The following is a 19543-nucleotide window of genomic DNA, read 5'->3' on the forward strand; positions in this document are numbered from 1 at the left end:
TATGAGTTATGAGTGATGAGTTATGAGTTAGTTGATGAATGTTTGAGTGATGAGTTCTATTCCATTCCACAATTCATAACTTCACTCATAACTCATCACTCATCACTCATCACTCAATAAAAGGTCAATTATAAATCACAGGAATTTTAATAATTACTTCCGTTCCGGCCGGTGAGCCATCCGGCGCAACCAGGTCAACTATCCTCACCACTTTATCCGATGATTCCCCAGGCTGAAGTATAGCAATCCTGTCAGCGGTTATTTTCAATCCCATAGGTTTATGCCGGGTATCAGACTTCTCATGTATCGCTGCCGATTGCTTTCTGCCGATGCCGTCGTCGGCAATTTTCAGAAATAAAAATCCATCTTCTTCCGTAATCTCAATATCAAGATTTCCTTTTTCCTCCTTATGCATCAGGCCATGCCAGATAGCATTTTCGGCATAGGGTTGAACAATCAGGGGTGGCAACTTAAACGCGGATACATCCATGTCGGAAGAAAAAGAAATGCGATAACTAAAATGATAATTGAAACGCAAAGATTCAAGATCAAGATAAAGACGCAGTGACTCTAATTCACTTTCAAGTGTTATAAGAGAGGCCTGGGAATTCTGCAAGATCATACGCATTAGTTTCGAAAATTTCGTCAGGTATTCTGAAGCCTGTGTCCGGTTGTTTTGTAAAATGAAACGATTGATTGAATTGAGCGAATTAAAAATAAAATGCGGGTTCATTTGGGTACGTAAAGCCTGCATCTCCAACTCTGTTGTTTTTTGGCGCATTTCAGCAAGCTGCATGTCTTTAGCGGAAGTTTCCAGTTGCAATCGAAACTTCTCTTTTAACCGGAACCGCGCAATGCCATAAATGACTCCAAGTATAAATAAAGCCATGAGAGCCATGAACCACCAGGTTTTATAAAATGCCGGGCTGATTGCAATGAACAGGATGTTTTCCGGCCCGGTAAAATTATTCCCTGAGTTCGATGCCTGGATAACAAGGCGGTATTTACCGGGCGGAAGTTTTTCAAAACGTATCGAATAATTTCCTGGCGCATATTGCCAGTTCTCATTAATGCCCTCCAACCGGTAGCGAATACTGCTTTTACCTTTTGAATAAAAATCTATCACCCCCGTTTCAATGGCGATCGGGCTTTGATCATACTTAAGCTTTAAAGTATGAAGATTATTGATACCTGTGGGAAGATCAATCGGTTGTTGATTTATCGCGAGTGATTTCATGTAAACGATAGCAGGTGGAAAACGGTCAATTTTATCCGGCTCTATTTTATCTATCCCATCATGTCCCAGGAAATAGAGGTTACCGCTTTCGTCTCTTACATGCGGCGGCATCCAGCTAAATACCTGTCTTTTATATCCGTCTTTCTCCGACAATATCGTGATCACATCAGATTCTGTATTGAGCCGGGATATGTCACCATCAGAACTGTTAAACCAGATATGGCCATGTTCGTCCTGCTGAATACTTAATACATCATTGCCGGCCAAACCATCATTGTCAATATAACGTTTTATCAATTTGAAATTACCATCATAATGATATAGTTGTTTAACACCACCTACCCAATAACTTTTATTAATACTGTCATAAAAAATACAGGACCACTCAACACTATCCAGTGGAGTTGAAGACCGGGTCCATTTCTTTCCGGATTCAACAAAACTGAGATTTGTATAGCCAAAATGTAATCTTAAGAAGATCCGGTTCTGCACAGCCATAGCAACATTAGTGACATGATAAGGCAAATCAATAATCTGTCTTGCTACAGTGCTATCGCTATCGTAATAGAAAATACCTTTGTAATCGATTAGAAAAATGAAACCGTTTTTATAAGGTTTTATCGTGGTGGCCAGCAGATTTATCTTTGAGAACTCCTTATTATTTAAGTCCCGCACTATAATTGTTAACAACTTCCTGCTTTGCAGATCCATGCCGATTAACGACATATTCTTCCAGTCATAAAACCAGGCTTTGGTTTTTTGATCATTTATCCCAAGTGCTATACAATGATTTTGTAACGAAGAAGGGATTGATGTGTCTTTGAGCAAATTTGATTTATCTGTTCCGTAACCAGGAGTTTTTATGCCCCGGATTGTGGAGGCCCAGACTTTTTGCCCGTTTCCTTTAGAGATAAACAGTATACCGTCTTCCTGACCTTTTCCATCCCTCGTTGTGTACGGAATGCTGAGGCGGCTAACAGACGGTGAAAAAGGGATCAGTTGATGTACTCCTTTTGATGTTGAGAGATTTCCGAACCAGATCATTCCATCCCGATCGCAATAAATATCCATATTATCCTCAGAAAAATAATGTTGAGTGACGGGATCTTTGAAAAGTGGTTTAGCAATATTGGTCGACGGATTATAGATCAGTATGCCGCGGCTCTGTGAGAAATACCAGACATTGCCAGCTTTATCAATATCCATCCCTGCCATGATTTCATAGTTGGCGAGTTCCATCAGATCGCTACAGGCAGGTACATCATGAAATTTTTCCCCGTTCAGATTAAACTCAAGCAGTCCATCAACACTATTGATCCATAGAGATCGTCGCTTTTTATCAAACTGTATCGCATAGGAAAAATGTGCATGTTTTTCAATATTATGATAACAGGGCCATTGATAATGAATGGTTCGTTTTTCGTTTAATAAAATCTGGAGCAATCCTCCCCCGTTAATTCCGGGTCCGCCGGTTAATAAATACAAAGAATTTGAAACGGAGTCGTACACTGAAGTTCTGACGGTAGCATTTGTCACTTGAGGTCCGGCTTTGTCCAGGGTAACCAGTTCTGTCTTCTTTAACGAATGAATATTATACCTGACAATTTTATTCCCGGCTTCTAGACAATAGAGTTCATCTTTTGTTGCCCAGAAAGGAACAACAGTGGCTATTGAAGTTACCGAAATCACCCCGGGTGAAAAGTTTGTGAATGTATCTGCCTTGATATCGTACCGGGAGAGTCCCTTATTAGTACCCACCCATATATTATGCAAACTATCTTCTACCAGTGAAAAACTATAGGAACCGGAGACAGAGCCAGGCGTGCTTTTGTCAGGGTAAAAAATCCTGAAAGTATTTCCATCAAACCGATTCAATCCCACGGGACTGATGATCCATAAAAAACCATAGACATCCTTGATCATGGCATTTTTCTTTGGCAGGGATAACCCGTCAGTTCTTTTCCAAAGAACCGCACGGTAACTCTGGGAATCGATCGTTGTTATGAGTTGCCGGTCCTGGGGAGGTTGTTGAACCTGTTGAGCGAGATTTATGTTTGAAATAAGCAGCACCAATGGCAAAATGTAATAAACAGCATTCACCCGGCGCAGTTCAGCAAGACCTATTAACTTGAGAATTCCGCAGTTGACAGGTTTGCCATTCATGCACTTATTATTATATTTAAATATAAGTAAATTCTGCCTCATGGTTTGGGGATTCAAAGGATTTGCCTGCGGACAATGTACCTGCCCGATCAAAAAATATCAAGCGCCGGTGAGTAATTGGCAGTATACAAATGGTAATTTTCACACTCGTTTTCGGGTATGCGGGCCGGACTTCATAACTTAGAGGCTGACCCCTTCCGATGCCAATACTTTGCTTCTGTTTATGAATCATGAAACGAAAATCATTATTGAAGCCGAAAGCGAAAGTTCAGTGCGAATGTCCTTTGGTGATTCAATTGATGAACAAATCCTTCAGCGCATTACTGCAATTAACGAATCGTTACATCAAGCTCCATTTCCCGGCTTCATTGAGTCTGTTCCGGCCTATACCACGCTCACTGTTTTTTATGATCCTTTGCTTGTGAGCTCAGCAGCTGAATCACCTGGCATTTATGCTTTTCAGCTGGTGATAAATTATTTGAAGAAATTCACAAATGAGATAAAACAATCGCGGTCGGTACCAGACACCAGCCCCATTAAAATACCTGTTTGTTATGGCGGCAAATTCGGCCCCGATATAGAAGAAGTTGCTGAATACAATAAACTCAGTATTGAAAACGTGATCCGACTGCATGCTGAAAGGATTTATATTGTTTATATGGTTGGTTTCCTCCCTGGATTTCCTTATCTCGGTGGGATAAACGAAAAACTTGCAACACCGAGACGCCTCAACCCACGTAAGACTGTTCCTGCAGGTTCGGTTGGCATTGCCGGGGCGCAAACAGGCATCTACCCGTTAAGTTCACCGGGGGGATGGCAATTGATCGGACGCACTCCAATGCGGTTGTTTGACCCACAGTTAACTTCACCTGCATTGCTGCGCGCCGGTAACCGTATCCAGTTTTCGAGCATTACTTATTCAGAATTTCAATACCTGAGTTCAGATGAATGAGACAACGGCGGCAGTAAGTATACACAAATGAACGAATGAAACTAAAAGTGATAAAAGCTGGCTTATCGACTACCATCCAGGACCAGGGCAGAACCGGGTTTCGCGATATTGGAGTTCCCGTATCGGGCGCGATGGACCGGTTTGCTTCGCGGTTGGCTAATCTATTGGTAGGAAATAAAATCACCAGTCCTGTGCTGGAGCTCACTTACGGTGATATACACCTGAAAACAGAGACCGATGTGCTGATATCGTGCACTGGTGATGGGAGCCGGCTTTTTGCAGATGGAACCGAACTTGCATTTTGGAAAACATTGTTTATCCCGGCCGGGGTTGAACTACGATTTAACTCCGTACTTACGGGATGCCGTACCTATGTTGCCATTGCAGGAGGATGGCAGGGCCAACTCATTATGAACAGTGGAAGTACTTATATCCCAATCAGGATCGGGGGCCTGGATGGCGGTTTAATAAAGTCCGGCGATACGCTGACCGGTGAACCCAAAATCAGTGTGATTTCGATGACGATGATTTCAAAGCTTTCAAGTTCAGGAATAAATTTTTTCGATTGGGGTATTTATGCAAACAGCATGGTGAACTACCAGTCAACAGAAATAAGGGTGATGACTCAGCATGAGTTCGATTGGTTTGATCCGTTCTCCCAGGAGACTTTTTTTAAGGATGAATTTACATTGAATGGGAATTCGAATCGCATGGGTTACCAGTTGGATGGAGAACCGCTCACCCAAACTTCCTCCAGGCAGTTATTATCTACTTCAGTTAGCATGGGCACCATACAGGTAACAACAGCCGGTTTGATGATCCTGCTTATGGCCGATTGCCAGACAACCGGAGGTTACCCGAGAATTGCCCAGGTAGCTGCGGTTGATCTTCCGGTTTGCGCGCAACTTAAGCCGGGAGATAAGATCAACTTCAGGGAAATTACTATGCAGGAAGCCGAAACTGCATTTATTCAACTAGAAAAAGACATCAGTTGCCTGGCAAAAGGAATTGTTCAAAGGGTTGTTGCCGGCATACAGTGATTAAAACTTAAAGTTCGTCAACAAAGACTGTATCCCGATATAAGTCATAGCCGCGACCACTACAATACCAAGCGCCGTCATCCATTTCGGATGTTTATAATCACCTACTATTTTTTGCTTATGCGCAGCTATCAGCATTATAGTCAAAGCAACCGGCAGAATCAAACCATTTAGTGCACCGGCCAGCAACAATAGTTTCACCGGCTTCGGATTGAATAAAAAAACGATCGTTGAAACCAGGATAAAAATGATAATCAGCTGGCGATAATATTTGTCAAGCAAAGGATGAAAACTCCTCACAAAAGAAATAGATGTATAAGCCGATCCGACCACAGAGGTGATAGCCGCACTCCATAATACGATACCAAACAGCTTGTATCCCAGTTCACTGGAAGCTATCTTGAATACCGATGCAGTTGGATTTTCCTTGTCCAGGATACCACCGCCGGCAACTACACCCAGGGATGCGAGAAACAATAATATACGCATGATACTTGCAAGGCCGATAGCATGCATGGAACTTTTACTCACTTCGGCAATATGTTCCTTTCCTTTTATGCCGGCGTCAATAAGCCTGTGTGCACCTGCGAAAGTGATATAACCCCCAACAGTACCTCCAACCAGTATAAGGATAGCCTGCAAATCAGTTCTCACAGGCACAAAGGTTTCCCTGATGGCCTGCAAATAAGGGGGACGTGATTCCCAGGCAACATAAAGTATAAGGCCTATCATAAGTATTCCTAATAACTTTGTGGCAGCATCCATTGCTTTACCTGCTTCTTTGAACACAAAGATTGCTATTCCAAGCACACAACTGATGATCGCACCAGTGCTGGTATCTACGCCAAACAATACATTGAGCCCAAGCCCCGCTCCGGCGATATTACCAATATTAAAAGCAAATCCGCCGAAAACGATTAGCAACGCTAATGCATAACCGAGACCGGGCATCAAAGTATTTGCCACATCCTGCGCCCTTCGTTCTGAAACTGCTATGATACGCCAGATATTTAATTGCGCAGCCAGGTCCATGAGCACTGAAATGAGGATAACAAATCCAAAGCTTGCTGCCAGCCGTTCGGTAAATACCGTGGTCTGGGTCAAAAACCCCGGCCCTATTGCTGAAGTAGCCATGAGAAATGCGGCACCAGTTAAAACCTTACTATAAGAACGGCTCAATTCGAGTTATGAGTTATGAGTGATGAGTTATGAGTGAGTGACGAGTTGGAATACATTTAAGAGAATTATGAATTATGAGTTATGAATTATGAAAGAAGATATGAAATAAAAGAACATCAGATCAGGATTTTTAGGTAATTACTCATCATTCCCATACTCAACTCATCACTCAATAACTCCTCAACTCACTCATAACTCATCACTCACAACTCATAACTTTTTTAAGTTGATTCCCGCAATTTTAAGTCCCTGACTTATCGCTTTTGCAAATTCAATTGCATGTTCAGTGTCACCATGTATGCATATTGTGTCGGCCTGCACAGTTACCTTTGTGTTATCTGTTGAAATAACAAAATGATTTTTAACCATGGAAATTACCTGTTCTACCGCGGCTTCCGGATTTGTAATCATCGACCCGGGTTCAGATCTTGGTGTGAGAAAGCCATTGGATTGATAAGTACGGTCGGCAAATACTTCATTGGCAGTTCTTAATCCCTTTTGTTTACCAGCCTCAATCAGTTTACTGCCTGCAAGACCATAAAGTATCAGTGAATTGTCAAAGTCCGCTATGGCTTCGGCAATTGCGTTAGAGAGAGTTTTGTTTTCAGCAGCCATGTTGTACAGTGCACCATGTGGTTTTACATGGTGCAGGTTTCCACCGGCAACTTTTACAAATCCGGCAAGGGCTCCTAATTGATAAAGCGTGATCTGGTATGCCTCGTTTGGTGTGATAGCCATATTCCTTCTTCCAAATCCCTGCAAATCCTGTAAGCCAGGATGCGCACCAATCGCAACGTTCTTTTGGATAGCAGCAGCAACAGTTTTATACATAATAGCTGCGTCCCCGGCATGAAATCCACAGGCAATATTAACCGAAGAAACATACTGCATCAGTTCTTCATCATGGCTATACCTGGTGCTGCCAGGACTTTCACCCATATCACAATTCAGATCAACTTCAATCATAGTTTTTATGTTCCCTTTAAGATTGCTGTTTTACATGGATTCTTCAGAGCACTATTTGATATAACGTTGTTATGATAATTGTTAGTCATAAGCCGTTAAAATAACTGACTGTCACAATCTGCTATGATAATTATTTGTCATAACCAGTTAACATAACTGTTTGTCATAAACTGGCAACATAACCGCATTTTCATATCCTCATCTTTTCAAATATCGCTTTCGGATTGCATCTTTCAAATAAAAATCGTCAAAGTTATTGGACCAAAGCAATTGGACTATCGACCAAATTTGGTCAAGATTAATGTATTGAAAACGACCAACCGCAAGATTTCAACCGTATCAATTCCGTACACAAGGACTTACAGCGCCTTGTTAATGTTTTGATTACTAAGTCTGTAAATACTGGCATTTGCTTGGATGCAGTATTAGCTGCTTTAAGCTATTCCACCTTAAAAAATACACCTTTCATGTTCAAAATCTATTTCAGAGTTGGCTTACGTAACCTCGCGAGGAATAAGGTGCTCTCTTTCATAAATATCGCGGGACTGGCAATTGGCATGGCTGTAGCAATCCTGATAAGTCTCTGGATTTACGATGAATTATCCTTCAACAAATACCACAAAAATTATGAAAATATCGCGCAGGTAATGAAACATGCCGTTTATGATGCTGAACAGAACGATAACAATCACCTGCCCTATCCTCTCACAACTGAATTAAAAGAAAATTACAAAGGCTTATTCAAACATATCGTTACAGCCCGCCAGGCCGAAGAGTTTGACCTTTCGGCGGGGGCGGTAAAAATATCAAAAACAGGCCAGTTTATTGATGCCGGCGCCCCTGAGATGTTTACACTAAAAATGGTAAATGGCAACTGGTCAGCATTAAAAGAGCTTAACTCAATCATAATTTCCCAATCTACTGCTAAGGCCCTGTTTGGAGATGAGGATCCAATGGGTAAGCGATTAAAAATCAGCAACAAAATAGCCGCGACTGTAACCGGGGTTTACGAAGATCTGCCCCTCAATACACAATTCCACGAAGTAGCATTTTTTTGTCCCTTTGCCCTGGATCTATCTTCCAATAGCTGGATTAGCCAGCAAGGCTGGGATAACCAGTTTCTTTTTACATATGTACAGATCAATCCCAATACTGATTTCGAAAAAGCTTCTGCGGCTATAAAAAACGCCGAGATTAATATAACCAGCAAGCTTGATAATTATAAAGAGCAGGCAGCGCGTAAACCACGTGTTTATTTAAACCCGATGAGTAAATGGCATCTGTATTCAGAATTCAAAAACGGTAATCGGGAATCAGGACCAATTCAATTTGTAAGATTGATCGGAACCATCGGCGCATTTGTACTGCTATTGGCTTGTATCAATTTCATAAATCTCAACACAGCGCGCTCAGAAAAACGGGCAAAGGAAGTTGGCATTCGTAAAACAATAGGGTCACGACGTTTGCAACTTATAATACAGTTTTTCGGGGAATCGTTGCTCGTGGTTTTAGGAGCATTTGCAATATCAATTATCATTGTAAGTTTATCGTTGCCAGCATTCAATGAACTGGTCTCAAAAGATATAAATATTCCCTGGTCAACAGAACCATTGACCTGGTTATGGTGCCTGGCTTTTATTATTATGACTTCAGTAATTGCCGGTAGTTATCCTGCTTTGTATTTATCGTCGTTCAGACCTATCAAAGTATTAAAAGGATCTTTCAAAGCTGGCCCACTGGCCGCGCTGCCACGAAAGGTGCTGGTGGTGATGCAATTTTCAATCTCAGCTATCATCGTCATTTGCACTATTATTGTTTATAACCAGGTGATGTTTGCAAAAAATCGACCAGTAGGTTATAATGCCGACGGTTTATTGCAGATTCAAAAGAGGTCAGAGGATTTTTATGGAAAATCAGATTTACTGCGCGATGAATTAATGAAGACCGGTGCAATTTCATCTATGGCCGAAAGTGGTGGAAAGGTGACGGGAGTATGGCAGTGGAATGGAGGTTTTACATGGAAGGGTAAGGATGCTTTCCTTGATCCGCACTTCGGAACACTTGGCGTAACACAGGAATATGGCAAAACCGTTGGCTGGCAATTTATACAGGGAAGGGACTTTTCTAAAGACCTGGCAACCGACTCAACTGCCTTTATCATAAACGAAACCGCAGCAAAATTAATGGGGCTCGAAAATCCGGTAGGTGAATACATTAGCTGGGAAACGCCGTGGAGAAAATTAAAGCAATATCAAATTATCGGTGTAATAAAAGATATGGTTATGGATTCTCCCTATGAACCGATTATACCGACGATGTTCCGGCTTGAAAAGGATCTTTCATGGATCAATCTGAAAATAAATCCTTCTTTAAGCGCAAATGATGCATTGCCAAAAATTGAAGCTGTGTTTAATAAGCTGATACCATCGGCTCCTTTCGATTATAAATTTGCTGACCTTGAATATGCAAACAAATTTGCTGAAGAGGAAAGGATCGCAAAACTCACAGGCTTGTTTGCAGTTATTGCCATTTTTATTTCATTTCTTGGTCTTTTCGGCCTGGCCTCATTTGTGGCGGAACAAAGAACTAAAGAAATCGGTGTCAGAAAAATATTAGGTGCCTCAGTAATCACGATCTGGAAGATGCTGAGCAAAGACTTTGTTATCCTCATCATGATCTCACTATGTATTGCAATTCCTATTGCTTATCAATTTATGTTTAGCTGGCTGCAGGGATATCAATACCGTACAGGAATTTCATGGTGGATCTTTATATTGGTAGGCCTGGGTGCATTATTAATAACAATGTTGACAATAAGTTTCCAGGCAATTAAAGTAGCTATTTATAACCCGGCTTATACTTTAAGGTCAGAGTGATTTTGCCCGGCCCAACTTTATATATATAATAAACGCAAGTATCGCGGATAAGATGGCAGAGATGAGCAGTATAAACTGAAGTGCATCAGTAAAAGATTCTTTTGCTATCATCATTAAAGCTTCACCACCTGCTTTTAAATTAGTGGCCTCAATTAAAGCCGCTCCAAGTGTGTCTTCCGCCGCATCCACGACTGAGCCTGGAATTGAGGCAGGCAGCTCATTGGCAAGTTTAAGTCTGTAGATGGCGGTGCCAATACTTCCCAGGATTGCAACACCCAGGGCTCCACCCATTTCCGCACTTGTTTCTGAGATAGCTGAAGCGGCCCCGGTTTTCTCGGGCGGTGCTGAATTCAAAATAAAATCAGTTGTCAATGTAAAAATTGGTGCCATACTTATGGAAGTAATCACTGATCCTATAACTATTGCCATTAATGGTGGCAGGTATTCCAACTGAAGCAGTATGGCATAGCCAATCGCTGCCAGCACAAATCCAATTGTCATAACCCTGACAGGTTTCATGAACCTTATGATCAGAGGGGTTAACAATGAACCAATGATGAAACCTATTGTCCAGGGAAGCATCCAAAGTCCTGCCTTCAAGGGCGATAAACCAAGCACCAGTTGAAGATACTGAGCGAGAAATACGGTTCCTCCAAATGAAACAAATGCCCCGGTCATATAAGCAAGTAATGAAACACTGAAGGTGGGAATGCGGAACAACCGGAGATCGATTAGCGGTGACGCAAGTTTATTCTGACGTCTGATAAATATGAAAGTAAAAATAATCCCTATAAGAATACTTGTCCCGGCTTGTAAGGTAGGCCCATCTTCTGCTATCTTTTTCAATCCGAATATGATTGAAAGAATGGCAATAATCGACTGGCCTGCGCTCAGGAGATCAAGCTTACCAGCATCCGGATCCTTATACTCGGGTAAAAGGAAAGGTGCAGTTATCAATAGTAAAACCATTACCGGAACACTGACCAGGAAAACGGATTGCCAGGAATAGTGGTCAAGCAATGTTCCTCCTACCAATGGCCCAATAGCACCGCCAACAGAGTAACCTGTTATCCAGACCCCGATGGCAAACGTGCGTTGCTTTTCATCAGGAAACATATTTCTTATAAGTGATAAAGTGGATGGCGCCACCGTGGCACCTGCAAGCCCGAGTAGAGCACGTGCTGCGATAAGCATGACAGCGCTGGTTGAAAACGCCGCTAATATTGAAGTAATGGCAAAAAATGCCGCTCCAATCATCAACAGTTTGCGACGACCTATTTTATCTCCCAATGTACCCATGGTTATCAGCATACCTGCCACCATAAAACCATAGATATCTATGATCCAAAGTAATTCAGAACTTTTTGGTTTCAGATCTGCGCTGATATGTGGAATGGCAAGATTAAGAACTGTTAGATCCATCGCATATACAATGCATGGAAGTGCAATAATGATAAGTCCTATCCATTCCTTCCTGGTTGCTTTGGGCGCTATGGAATTGTCCATGATATCATTTATTGAGACACAAACTTAAACGAAAGAAAATACATTGACAGGGTGCAGATAAGACAATCATACGGCGTGATTGCGACGAGGCTGTCTGGCCGGCACCATTCCGCGATTTAGTTTTGGCCACGCAGCCTTTAAGAGGTTTCTAATATATTTCTGAGTGAAGTCCGTCCAGCGTTGGGTGGTCTGACATTTCATATTTTTTTGAAGAACAAACCGGGCAATTTTTGCCATGGCCATTGCTGCTTTATGAGAACAGCAGATCCAATATGCCCTGTTGCGTCGGAAATGATGTGCATGACCATTGTTTATTATAGTTACTGAAGATGACGAGAAGTTGAGCTGATTCGATTTCAATGATTATGCCACGATGAATTGAATATATTCGTATAAGAATTTTCACTTATGAGGTTTTGTATTCTTCTCAATACCTGCATGTTGATTTACTTAAACACTCATTCTCAAAAAATGGATACGGTGATAAATGTGGTAAGGTATCCGCAGGAAATGAATATCGCTTACTCACAGCTATATGTATTGAATTCAGATATCGGGGATATCACATTTTTCGACCAGGGTCATCCCGACAAACGTCAGTACATACTGAACGCCAATATCATCCCCAATTTTTATATCACACCAAGAAAGTGGAGATTCAATGTTGTGTTGACTCCTATTGTGCGTGTACGGATAATCGCAAATCAAAAGTCATTGCCGGTACGTACGCCAAGCTTCAACCCCGGTGGACAAATCTATTTCCCCATTGACCGTACAAAACTAACTGACTATAAGTACTTAAGTGTAGGTTATTATCATCATAGCAATGGCCAGGATGGCCCACCACTTGATTCAATAACAGGTAATCCTAATTTGTACAATGGCAACTTTGTTACCAATTACCTGGTAGCGAATTATCATTTTGGAAAAATCACAAATCGTCAAAACAACTACCTGAGACTGGGTTTGGAGGCACATACCGGCTTGATAAAGACAGGAGACGAGCCTGCTTACCGCGATCGCTTTGGTAAGTTCAGGATGAACTATTACTATGCCTATACAAGATTTGCAAGGATAGTTAACAAACTAATGGACAGGAACATTCAGGAACGCACAGAAGTAACTGAAGAAGAAAAATACCGTTTAGTGATTAGTGGAATGTTCATTCTTGAAAATATCGAAGCTAAATGGAATCAATACTTCAACACAGAAATAAAGTATTACCGGAAAATACAGGGAAGCGAAAACGCAGCTTTTTTCGGCTCTGTTGGTTATATGGGACATGACTATTATAATATATACTTTTATCAGCCCTATCCTTTTATCCGAATAGGTCTTGCCGCCAGCAATGCTTTTTTCTATAATCAGCGTTATAGAAATCAGCAAAGGAAGGTGGAGAGTATCAACAAGACTTTGCAGAAATAGTAACGGCGGCTTGTATAAGTAATGTTGGCTCTTTGGGAAATAACGCATAAAAGCATTTTCGAGAGCAAAAAAACAGTACTGTAGGTGCGCATAAATACGGGATCCGGAACGCTGGTTTAACAGTATTCCGGACGCCGAGGACATATGACTACTAATGGACTACACTTAGATTATGTGGCGAGCAAGCTCCTTTATTTGAGCACGTGAGCTTGCCTTATGTTAATTGATATTCTCTAAAGAAAATGCTGATATAATTACTACAATATCAATTAAGATACTTAGGATCAATACAGGTATAGTGATTTTTGTAGGCAGCGCTGCAAGGTTTACAATCAGTGATATTGTCATGCCAACCATTGCGGACATAAACAAAACAAGGTTCATTCCGGTCAACGCCACCATCGCAACAGTTAACGGGGTCAGGAAACAGCCATGTCCCGCTATTGATAACCCAAGCCACATAAAACGATTATTTTCCTGGCCAGATGCCCAGGTAGTGAAACGGCTGACTAAAGATGTTTTTGCAGGATAAGCTAAAGAAGGTTGAATGATTTGATTAAGAGTGCTTAGCATGTGTTTGAATTTTGTACTGTAAAATTCAGACATCTGACTTATCCCTACCATGATCTGCGTTTTGCAAAAACATGATTTTTATCAGCCTCGGTACTGATGTTGATTTCTGACTTTCCGATTCATAAAAATAACTTAGCGAAACAAAGTTCACTAAGCTTTCATCTAATTCAATTTTATAGAATTGCTATTGACTTACCTGGTATTACACATTAATATGTCCGGCCTTATTTATAATATCTTAAGAATTCACTATGTACCCCGATGTTATCATTTGCCAGCTAAGGTTGCTGGAACCTTTCCTTCAACACCAGGCATTGAAAGTCCAAGCAACTGCGATATATAAGGTGCGATATCAATAAGATTCATTTCCTGGATAACACTTCCCTTTTTTATTCCAGGTCCGACTGCGACAAACCCTGTCCGAATCTCCCTGAAATCCGGAAAGTGCCCGTGTGCTCCACCTTTATTCCTGGATTTTACAGCATCTCCGGTCATTGCATTTCCAATTGCTGCACCATTCTGAGCTGTAATAGCAAAAGCGACTTCTGGATTTGCCCCTGCTTTATCAAGTTGTTTGCGATCGATGATTTTAAAATATTTTTTGTCCTCCGCCGGAAGATTATTGAGCATAGTCATTACTGCTGTTGCCGTTTTTGTATCGTTTTTATCCTTGAGATAAAGATAACCGGAACCCGAAACAGAATAAAACTGAGCCTTCCATTCATCTTTTTTTACATCGGTAATAAAGCCTTCTTTGGTGAGCCAGACATTTGGACTTACTGAAGTAGTAACATCCATAAAGCCGTGATCTCCTGTAACAATAAAGACAGTTTTATCCCAGATGCCAGCTGATTTGATTGCATCGATAACAATTGCTAAGCTACTATCTGCATGTGCGATAGCGGCGCTTACTGCCGGACCTTCACGACCTTCCTGGTGAGAATAATGATCAACACCAAAAAAGTGGATCGTCATCAGGTTTGGTTTTTCCTTCTTGATAATATAAGCGGCAATTTTTGCGACATTACGGTCCTTACCATATTCAATACGGGGTGAATCATTAAAAAGATTTTTCTTAAGCTCTGCGACGATTCCTGAAGGAGTTGCGCGCTGTTCCCGGTTTTTTTCGCCCATGCTTCCAACATCTGAAATATCATAGTCGATAGGGGCACCTGCCGATACCGGCCACATCAACGCAGCAGTCTTCAATCCCTTTGTTTTCGCAGCGGTCCAAAGCGTAGGTACTTTGATTGAGCTGTCCTCCCAATATATCTTGCCTGTCGAACCATTGGGTTCAAACATTCCATTGAAGTAAATGCCATGCTTAGCCGGTCTAACCCCTGTTACTATGGCTGTATGTGAAGGATAGGTCATTGATGGAAATACGCTGTTAACGCCCTTTGCATGAACTCCGTCTTTCAGCATTTGCGCTAAGTTGGGTGTTTTCCAGGATGGGTCAAGATAATAGTCCGGGCGGAATCCATCGATCGTAATAAGGACAACATGTTCCACCTTTTGAGCGAATCCCATCAATGAAGCGACAAGTAAAAATGTAAACAGATATAACTTTTTCAAAATGATGATGAATTATGTTAAGAGAAATATGTGAAGAGAAATATGAATTATGAGTTATGAATTATGAAACTTAAATGATGAATTTTTAAGGGATGAATTATTTTATGATTAGGTAGCGGTGCATTTTAGTGGTGTAGGATTTCAAATAATGTGCAATGTTATGAATTATGATTGATCGGGTTCGACTTAATGATTTATTAATGTTGCCTGGGATTTTCATGGGTGAAGATAATAAACTAGGTGATGACAATTAAAGTTCATCCGTTGATTTCCGTGGTTAAGGTTTTATGCCAGCGGCAGGCAACTCATTTGAAACTCTTATCAATTGATCAAAGATTTTTCTCTGCATAGGCTGATCATTTTTTGGAAACTTGTTCCAGAGTTCCGTACCAAGAAACACTTCATTTGTTGAAACGTTCCAGATACCTGGCACTTCTAGATCTGGTTGATGCTGAATTGCAACGGTAACTGGCTCCGTTTCCCCACCCGGAATAAAAATGATTAATCTGCGCATCAATATGTTCGCAAAAATAACACAACCCTCGCGGTAAATAATTATAAAATTGCCGTGGTTTCACCCATCCACGTGGTTTCACCTGTTCCCGGGGTTTCCACTCCGGGCTATGCGAAGTCACCCCCCCATCGGGGGTTGGGCAGTATTCGCAATTTACGGGCTTTCTCATGACCCACAACCCCAACTCCTCACTCTATCACTCAACTCACCACTCGCCACTCACAACTCACCATTCCACTCATCACTCATAACTCATCACTCATAACTCATAACTATAATAATACTTAGTTGGCAACTGACGGCGGACTACTGACTCCCCAATTTACGTTGGGTTGCGGGCCCATTTCAAGTACAAGTTTGCCGCCCTTTAACAGTTCGCTCGCGGGAAACCAGAAGGCATCTAATTTTTTGCCATTTAAGGTAGCAGACTGAACATATTTATTTAATCTTGAAACATTGTTAGCTTCAATATCAAAGGTCTTGCCTCTTCCGTATTTATTTCCAAGATCAATTGATACTTTTGAAAAGATAGGACTGCCTATTTCATAAATCGGATTGATGCGCGCACCACCATCTATCTGGAACAATCCAATGGCAGACATAATAAACCATGCACTCATCTGTCCCTGGTCCTCATCGCCGAGATAAGCATTGGCAATATCGTATCCATAATACCTGTCAACAATCGAACGGCTCCATTGCTGCGTGAGCCATGGTTGCTGCACCCAGTTAAAGAGATAAGCAAAATGCATAGACTGTTGATTGCCCTGGATCACCGGGTAATCCCAATAAGCATCGTTCGGTGCATTATAGCGCCATTTCTCAGATTCCTTAAACCCCCAGGCAAGGCGTTCTTTGAATTTATCTATACCAATGGTGCTCGCCAGACCAGGTACATCCTGCGGAACAAAAAATGTTAACTGCCATGCATTTCCTTCAACATAATGTTCATTGGCGCCAGACTTAAAAGGATCGAAGTCAGGGTACCAGGTGCCATCTGATTTACGTAAGCGGGCATATCCCGTTTCAGGGTCGATCGCGTTTTTCCACCACAACGATCGTTCAGAAAATTCTTTATATTTTTCAGTCTTTCCTAAAGCCTTCGCAAACTGGGCAACTGTCCAGTCATCATAGGCATACTCAAGTGTATTTGAAAAGCGACCCTTATCATAAGGTACAAATTTGTATTTTATATAGCTATCGAAATCCTGGTTACCTGCCAGGCCGCCACCAACTTTTGTTTGTTGGGTTGATACGGTTTTTTCAATTGCTGCGAATGCTTTTTGTGCATCAAAATCCCTGATGCCCATATGATATGCCGAAGTGATTAACGGAACTTCATGTTCAGCAACCATTACCGGTATATATTCCATACCTGCGGGACCCTTTGCCAGCCAGCCATTTGCATCATACATAGCAAGTTGTGATCTCACCCATTTTGATGACCATTCCGGTGTAACAAGGTTCCAGAATTGATTAAGGTTCCAGAAAGTGTTCCAGAATGCATCGCAACCAATAGCTACATCATCAGCACCTTTTAATTGTTGTATTTTTTCAGTTGCATCCACCCACTTACCATCTACATCACTGAAAATGTTCCGGCTGCAGATACCGCGATACATATTTGTATAGAAACGGAGCTTCTCACGCCGATCATTAGTCGCAATTTTCAGCCTGCCGAACAAATCATCCCAAACCTTACGCTGGTTATTATACACTTTCTCAAAGCTCCATCCGAATGGTTTGCTTATTTCGGTCTCCAGGTTTTTTGAAGCACCATCGATGCTTACATAAGATATGCCTGTACGAACCTGTACTACCTGGTTTGTGCGTGTATCAAACTCAACATAGGCCCCGGCGTCTTTGGCATCTTTTACATTTATCAGGTCGCCGGTTCCGGTTTCATCATTTGTCCAGGTTCCGAATTTTCTTATAGGTTGATCAAATTCAATCACGAAATGAACAACATAATCGTTTGGTATCCCATTCCAGACATCTGGTGAAACCTGTTTACTGAATCCTTCTATACGGCGATCACTTACCTTTTTAAGCTGCACCTCGGGTAATTGATATTTATATTCAGCGGGCGTTTGCAGATCAATCATGATCCTTGAATCCGTATCTTTTGGATAAGTGTATCGTTGGAAACTGGCGCGGGTCGTAGCGGTCAGTTCGGCCTTGATATCATAGTTGGTCAACTGAACCTTGTATAAACCCAGTGGTGCTTCTTCTGTGGATTTATCAATGGCGGATCGATAGCCTTCGCCAGGAGCACTCCTGGGACTTCCAACCTTTGTCTTCAGCGGACCATTTACAGGTAACATCCCAAGTCCGCCCATAGTCCATTCATGGATATGGCTAAAAGCTCCGACGGTTTCAAAGGTTGGATCATAGCCGGCCTGCCAGCCATCATTCTGATTGTCAGGGCTGATTTTAACCATACTAAATGGCATCCAGGGACCAGGTGCGATCATCCAGCGTGAATGCGCTGTTCCAATCTTAGTATCCACATAATCTGAATAGGTGGCAAGCGGCTTTGCTGAACGCGAAACAGTACCGGTTTGAATAACCTTTCCATCAACCAGGATCTCGTAGTTGCTTTTTTTAACGGTAGTTGTCGCTGGCATCGGGACTTCAAACTGGTAGCGACCAGTCTCAAGCTTTTGTTCGAAGACCTGCTTACCGTCCAGTTTCACGGCTACAGCTGGATTCCCTTCCAGGTGTTCCATATCCACGAGTAAGGGTTGAATCCTTTTCCCATCAAGGTTCAGTTCATAACTGGCTGCCTTGGCTTCTCTTAAAAATACGCCGGAAGGATCCCGCACCGCTATGATGGCAGGTCCCTCCAGGCGTAAATTGTCGAATACAAGCCATGAACCATCCAACGAAGTTATTGTGATCTCGTTTCCGCCGGGGCGTAGCAATCCCGGCTTTACAGGAATCTCTATGATATATTCTGCTGGCGTAAAGGCCGAGTCTGGCAGCAGGTTTTTTGAAGAACCTTTAGGCAACTCCTTTACTATTCCTACACCATTTATACTTACTTTAAAAAGCGGTGGTATATTGACGTTATAGCCTAACAGATCTATAATAAGCTTTGCTTCAGCCTGCTGCCCCTGCGGCGGGAGTTTGTCGAGCTGAAAAAGGATGTTAACCAAATGAGATCTGATTCCGGAGGTCGGTGCTGTGCCACCCCATTTATCTTTTGGACCAGGCAGTACATATGGAAAATCTTTTTCTGCTTTTGAATATCCTATGATAAAATACCGATCCTCCCATCCAAAATCATGTTCAAGAAATTTTTTATAGTCAATTGGTGACAGTGCAAGCTCTGATGACTGGTTATCAGCTTTACCTATCTCCCAAATAACCTTGTTTTGTCCGAATGAAGAAGTTGTTACTGCTAATAAAATAACCGTAAATACCTGGACTCTTAAGAACCTGTTAAACTGCATCTTTGATTTTTTATTTGTTTCACCATAACGGTTTTTACTTCAGGGCTTGATGTATGATATCAGATCTTTGCACCTGCACCTT

12 protein-coding genes are annotated in these 19543 nt (G+C 41.8%); 4 read left to right on the forward strand and 8 right to left on the reverse strand.

Annotated features, from left to right (window positions below):
* Window positions 1–124: 124 nt before the first annotated feature.
* A complete protein-coding gene (locus tag VK664_RS22760; RefSeq protein WP_461401011.1) occupies window positions 125–3400 on the reverse strand; it encodes a sensor histidine kinase in 3276 nt (1091 codons plus the stop codon).
* A 223-nt stretch (window positions 3401–3623) separates the two neighbouring features.
* Between VK664_RS22760 and pxpB the strand changes: the two genes are divergently transcribed.
* Together pxpB and VK664_RS22770 are read left to right on the forward strand one after the other, a co-directional pair.
* Window positions 3624–4352: a 5-oxoprolinase subunit PxpB gene (pxpB, locus tag VK664_RS22765; protein ID WP_461401012.1), complete on the forward strand. Its 729-nt coding sequence runs from the start codon at window positions 3624–3626 to the stop codon at window positions 4350–4352.
* 35 nt (window positions 4353–4387) lie between these two features.
* Window positions 4388–5392, forward strand: coding sequence for a 5-oxoprolinase subunit C family protein (locus VK664_RS22770; RefSeq protein WP_461401013.1), 1005 nt, complete (start codon window positions 4388–4390; stop codon window positions 5390–5392).
* On the opposite strand, the gene VK664_RS22775 is transcribed toward VK664_RS22770, so the two are convergent.
* Both VK664_RS22775 and VK664_RS22780 read right to left on the reverse strand, forming a co-directional pair.
* The gene (locus VK664_RS22775) at window positions 5393–6571 is read right to left on the reverse strand and encodes an NRAMP family divalent metal transporter (RefSeq protein ID WP_461401014.1); all 1179 of its coding nucleotides are present in this window, start codon (window positions 6569–6571) and stop codon (window positions 5393–5395) included. It abuts the gene before it with no gap.
* A 210-nt stretch (window positions 6572–6781) separates the two neighbouring features.
* Entirely contained in the window at window positions 6782–7537 is a 756-nt protein-coding gene (locus VK664_RS22780; RefSeq protein ID WP_461401015.1) for a 5-oxoprolinase subunit PxpA, read from the reverse strand.
* A gap of 467 nt (window positions 7538–8004) precedes the next feature.
* Between VK664_RS22780 and VK664_RS22785 the strand changes: the two genes are divergently transcribed.
* Complete coding sequence (locus VK664_RS22785) at window positions 8005–10413, forward strand: ABC transporter permease (RefSeq protein ID WP_461401016.1); 2409 nt, start codon at window positions 8005–8007, stop codon at window positions 10411–10413.
* Here VK664_RS22785 and VK664_RS22790 read toward each other — a convergent pair.
* Window positions 10405–11919 (reverse strand): MFS transporter, encoded by a 1515-nt coding sequence (locus VK664_RS22790; protein WP_461401017.1) that lies wholly within the window; start codon window positions 11917–11919, stop codon window positions 10405–10407. The genes VK664_RS22785 and VK664_RS22790 overlap by 9 nt on opposite strands.
* Window positions 11920–12390: 471 nt before the next feature.
* On the opposite strand from VK664_RS22790, the gene VK664_RS22795 reads away from it, so the two are divergent.
* Window positions 12391–13344 (forward strand): hypothetical protein, encoded by a 954-nt coding sequence (locus VK664_RS22795; protein ID WP_461401018.1) that lies wholly within the window; start codon window positions 12391–12393, stop codon window positions 13342–13344.
* Window positions 13345–13563: 219 nt separating this feature from the next.
* On the opposite strand, the gene VK664_RS22800 is transcribed toward VK664_RS22795, so the two are convergent.
* The 4 genes from VK664_RS22800 to VK664_RS22815 all read right to left on the reverse strand — a co-directional run bounded on the left by VK664_RS22800 (window position 13564) and on the right by VK664_RS22815 (window position 19461).
* Complete coding sequence (locus VK664_RS22800) at window positions 13564–13968, reverse strand: hypothetical protein (protein ID WP_461401019.1); 405 nt, start codon at window positions 13966–13968, stop codon at window positions 13564–13566.
* Window positions 13969–14184: 216 nt separating this feature from the next.
* Window positions 14185–15492, reverse strand: a complete 1308-nt coding sequence (locus VK664_RS22805) for an alkaline phosphatase family protein (protein WP_461401020.1) — start codon at window positions 15490–15492, stop codon at window positions 14185–14187.
* 277 nt (window positions 15493–15769) lie between these two features.
* Window positions 15770–16006 carry a hypothetical protein gene (locus tag VK664_RS22810; RefSeq protein WP_461401021.1) on the reverse strand — a complete coding sequence of 79 codons (237 nt, stop codon included), beginning with the start codon at window positions 16004–16006 and terminating at the stop codon, window positions 15770–15772.
* A 284-nt stretch (window positions 16007–16290) separates the two neighbouring features.
* Window positions 16291–19461, reverse strand: coding sequence for a GH92 family glycosyl hydrolase (locus VK664_RS22815; RefSeq protein ID WP_461401022.1), 3171 nt, complete (start codon window positions 19459–19461; stop codon window positions 16291–16293).
* Window positions 19462–19543: the final 82 nt, after the last annotated feature.

This window comes from Flavitalea sp. (genome assembly GCF_035489435.1).
Classification (GTDB): domain Bacteria; phylum Bacteroidota; class Bacteroidia; order Chitinophagales; family Chitinophagaceae; genus DATHKG01.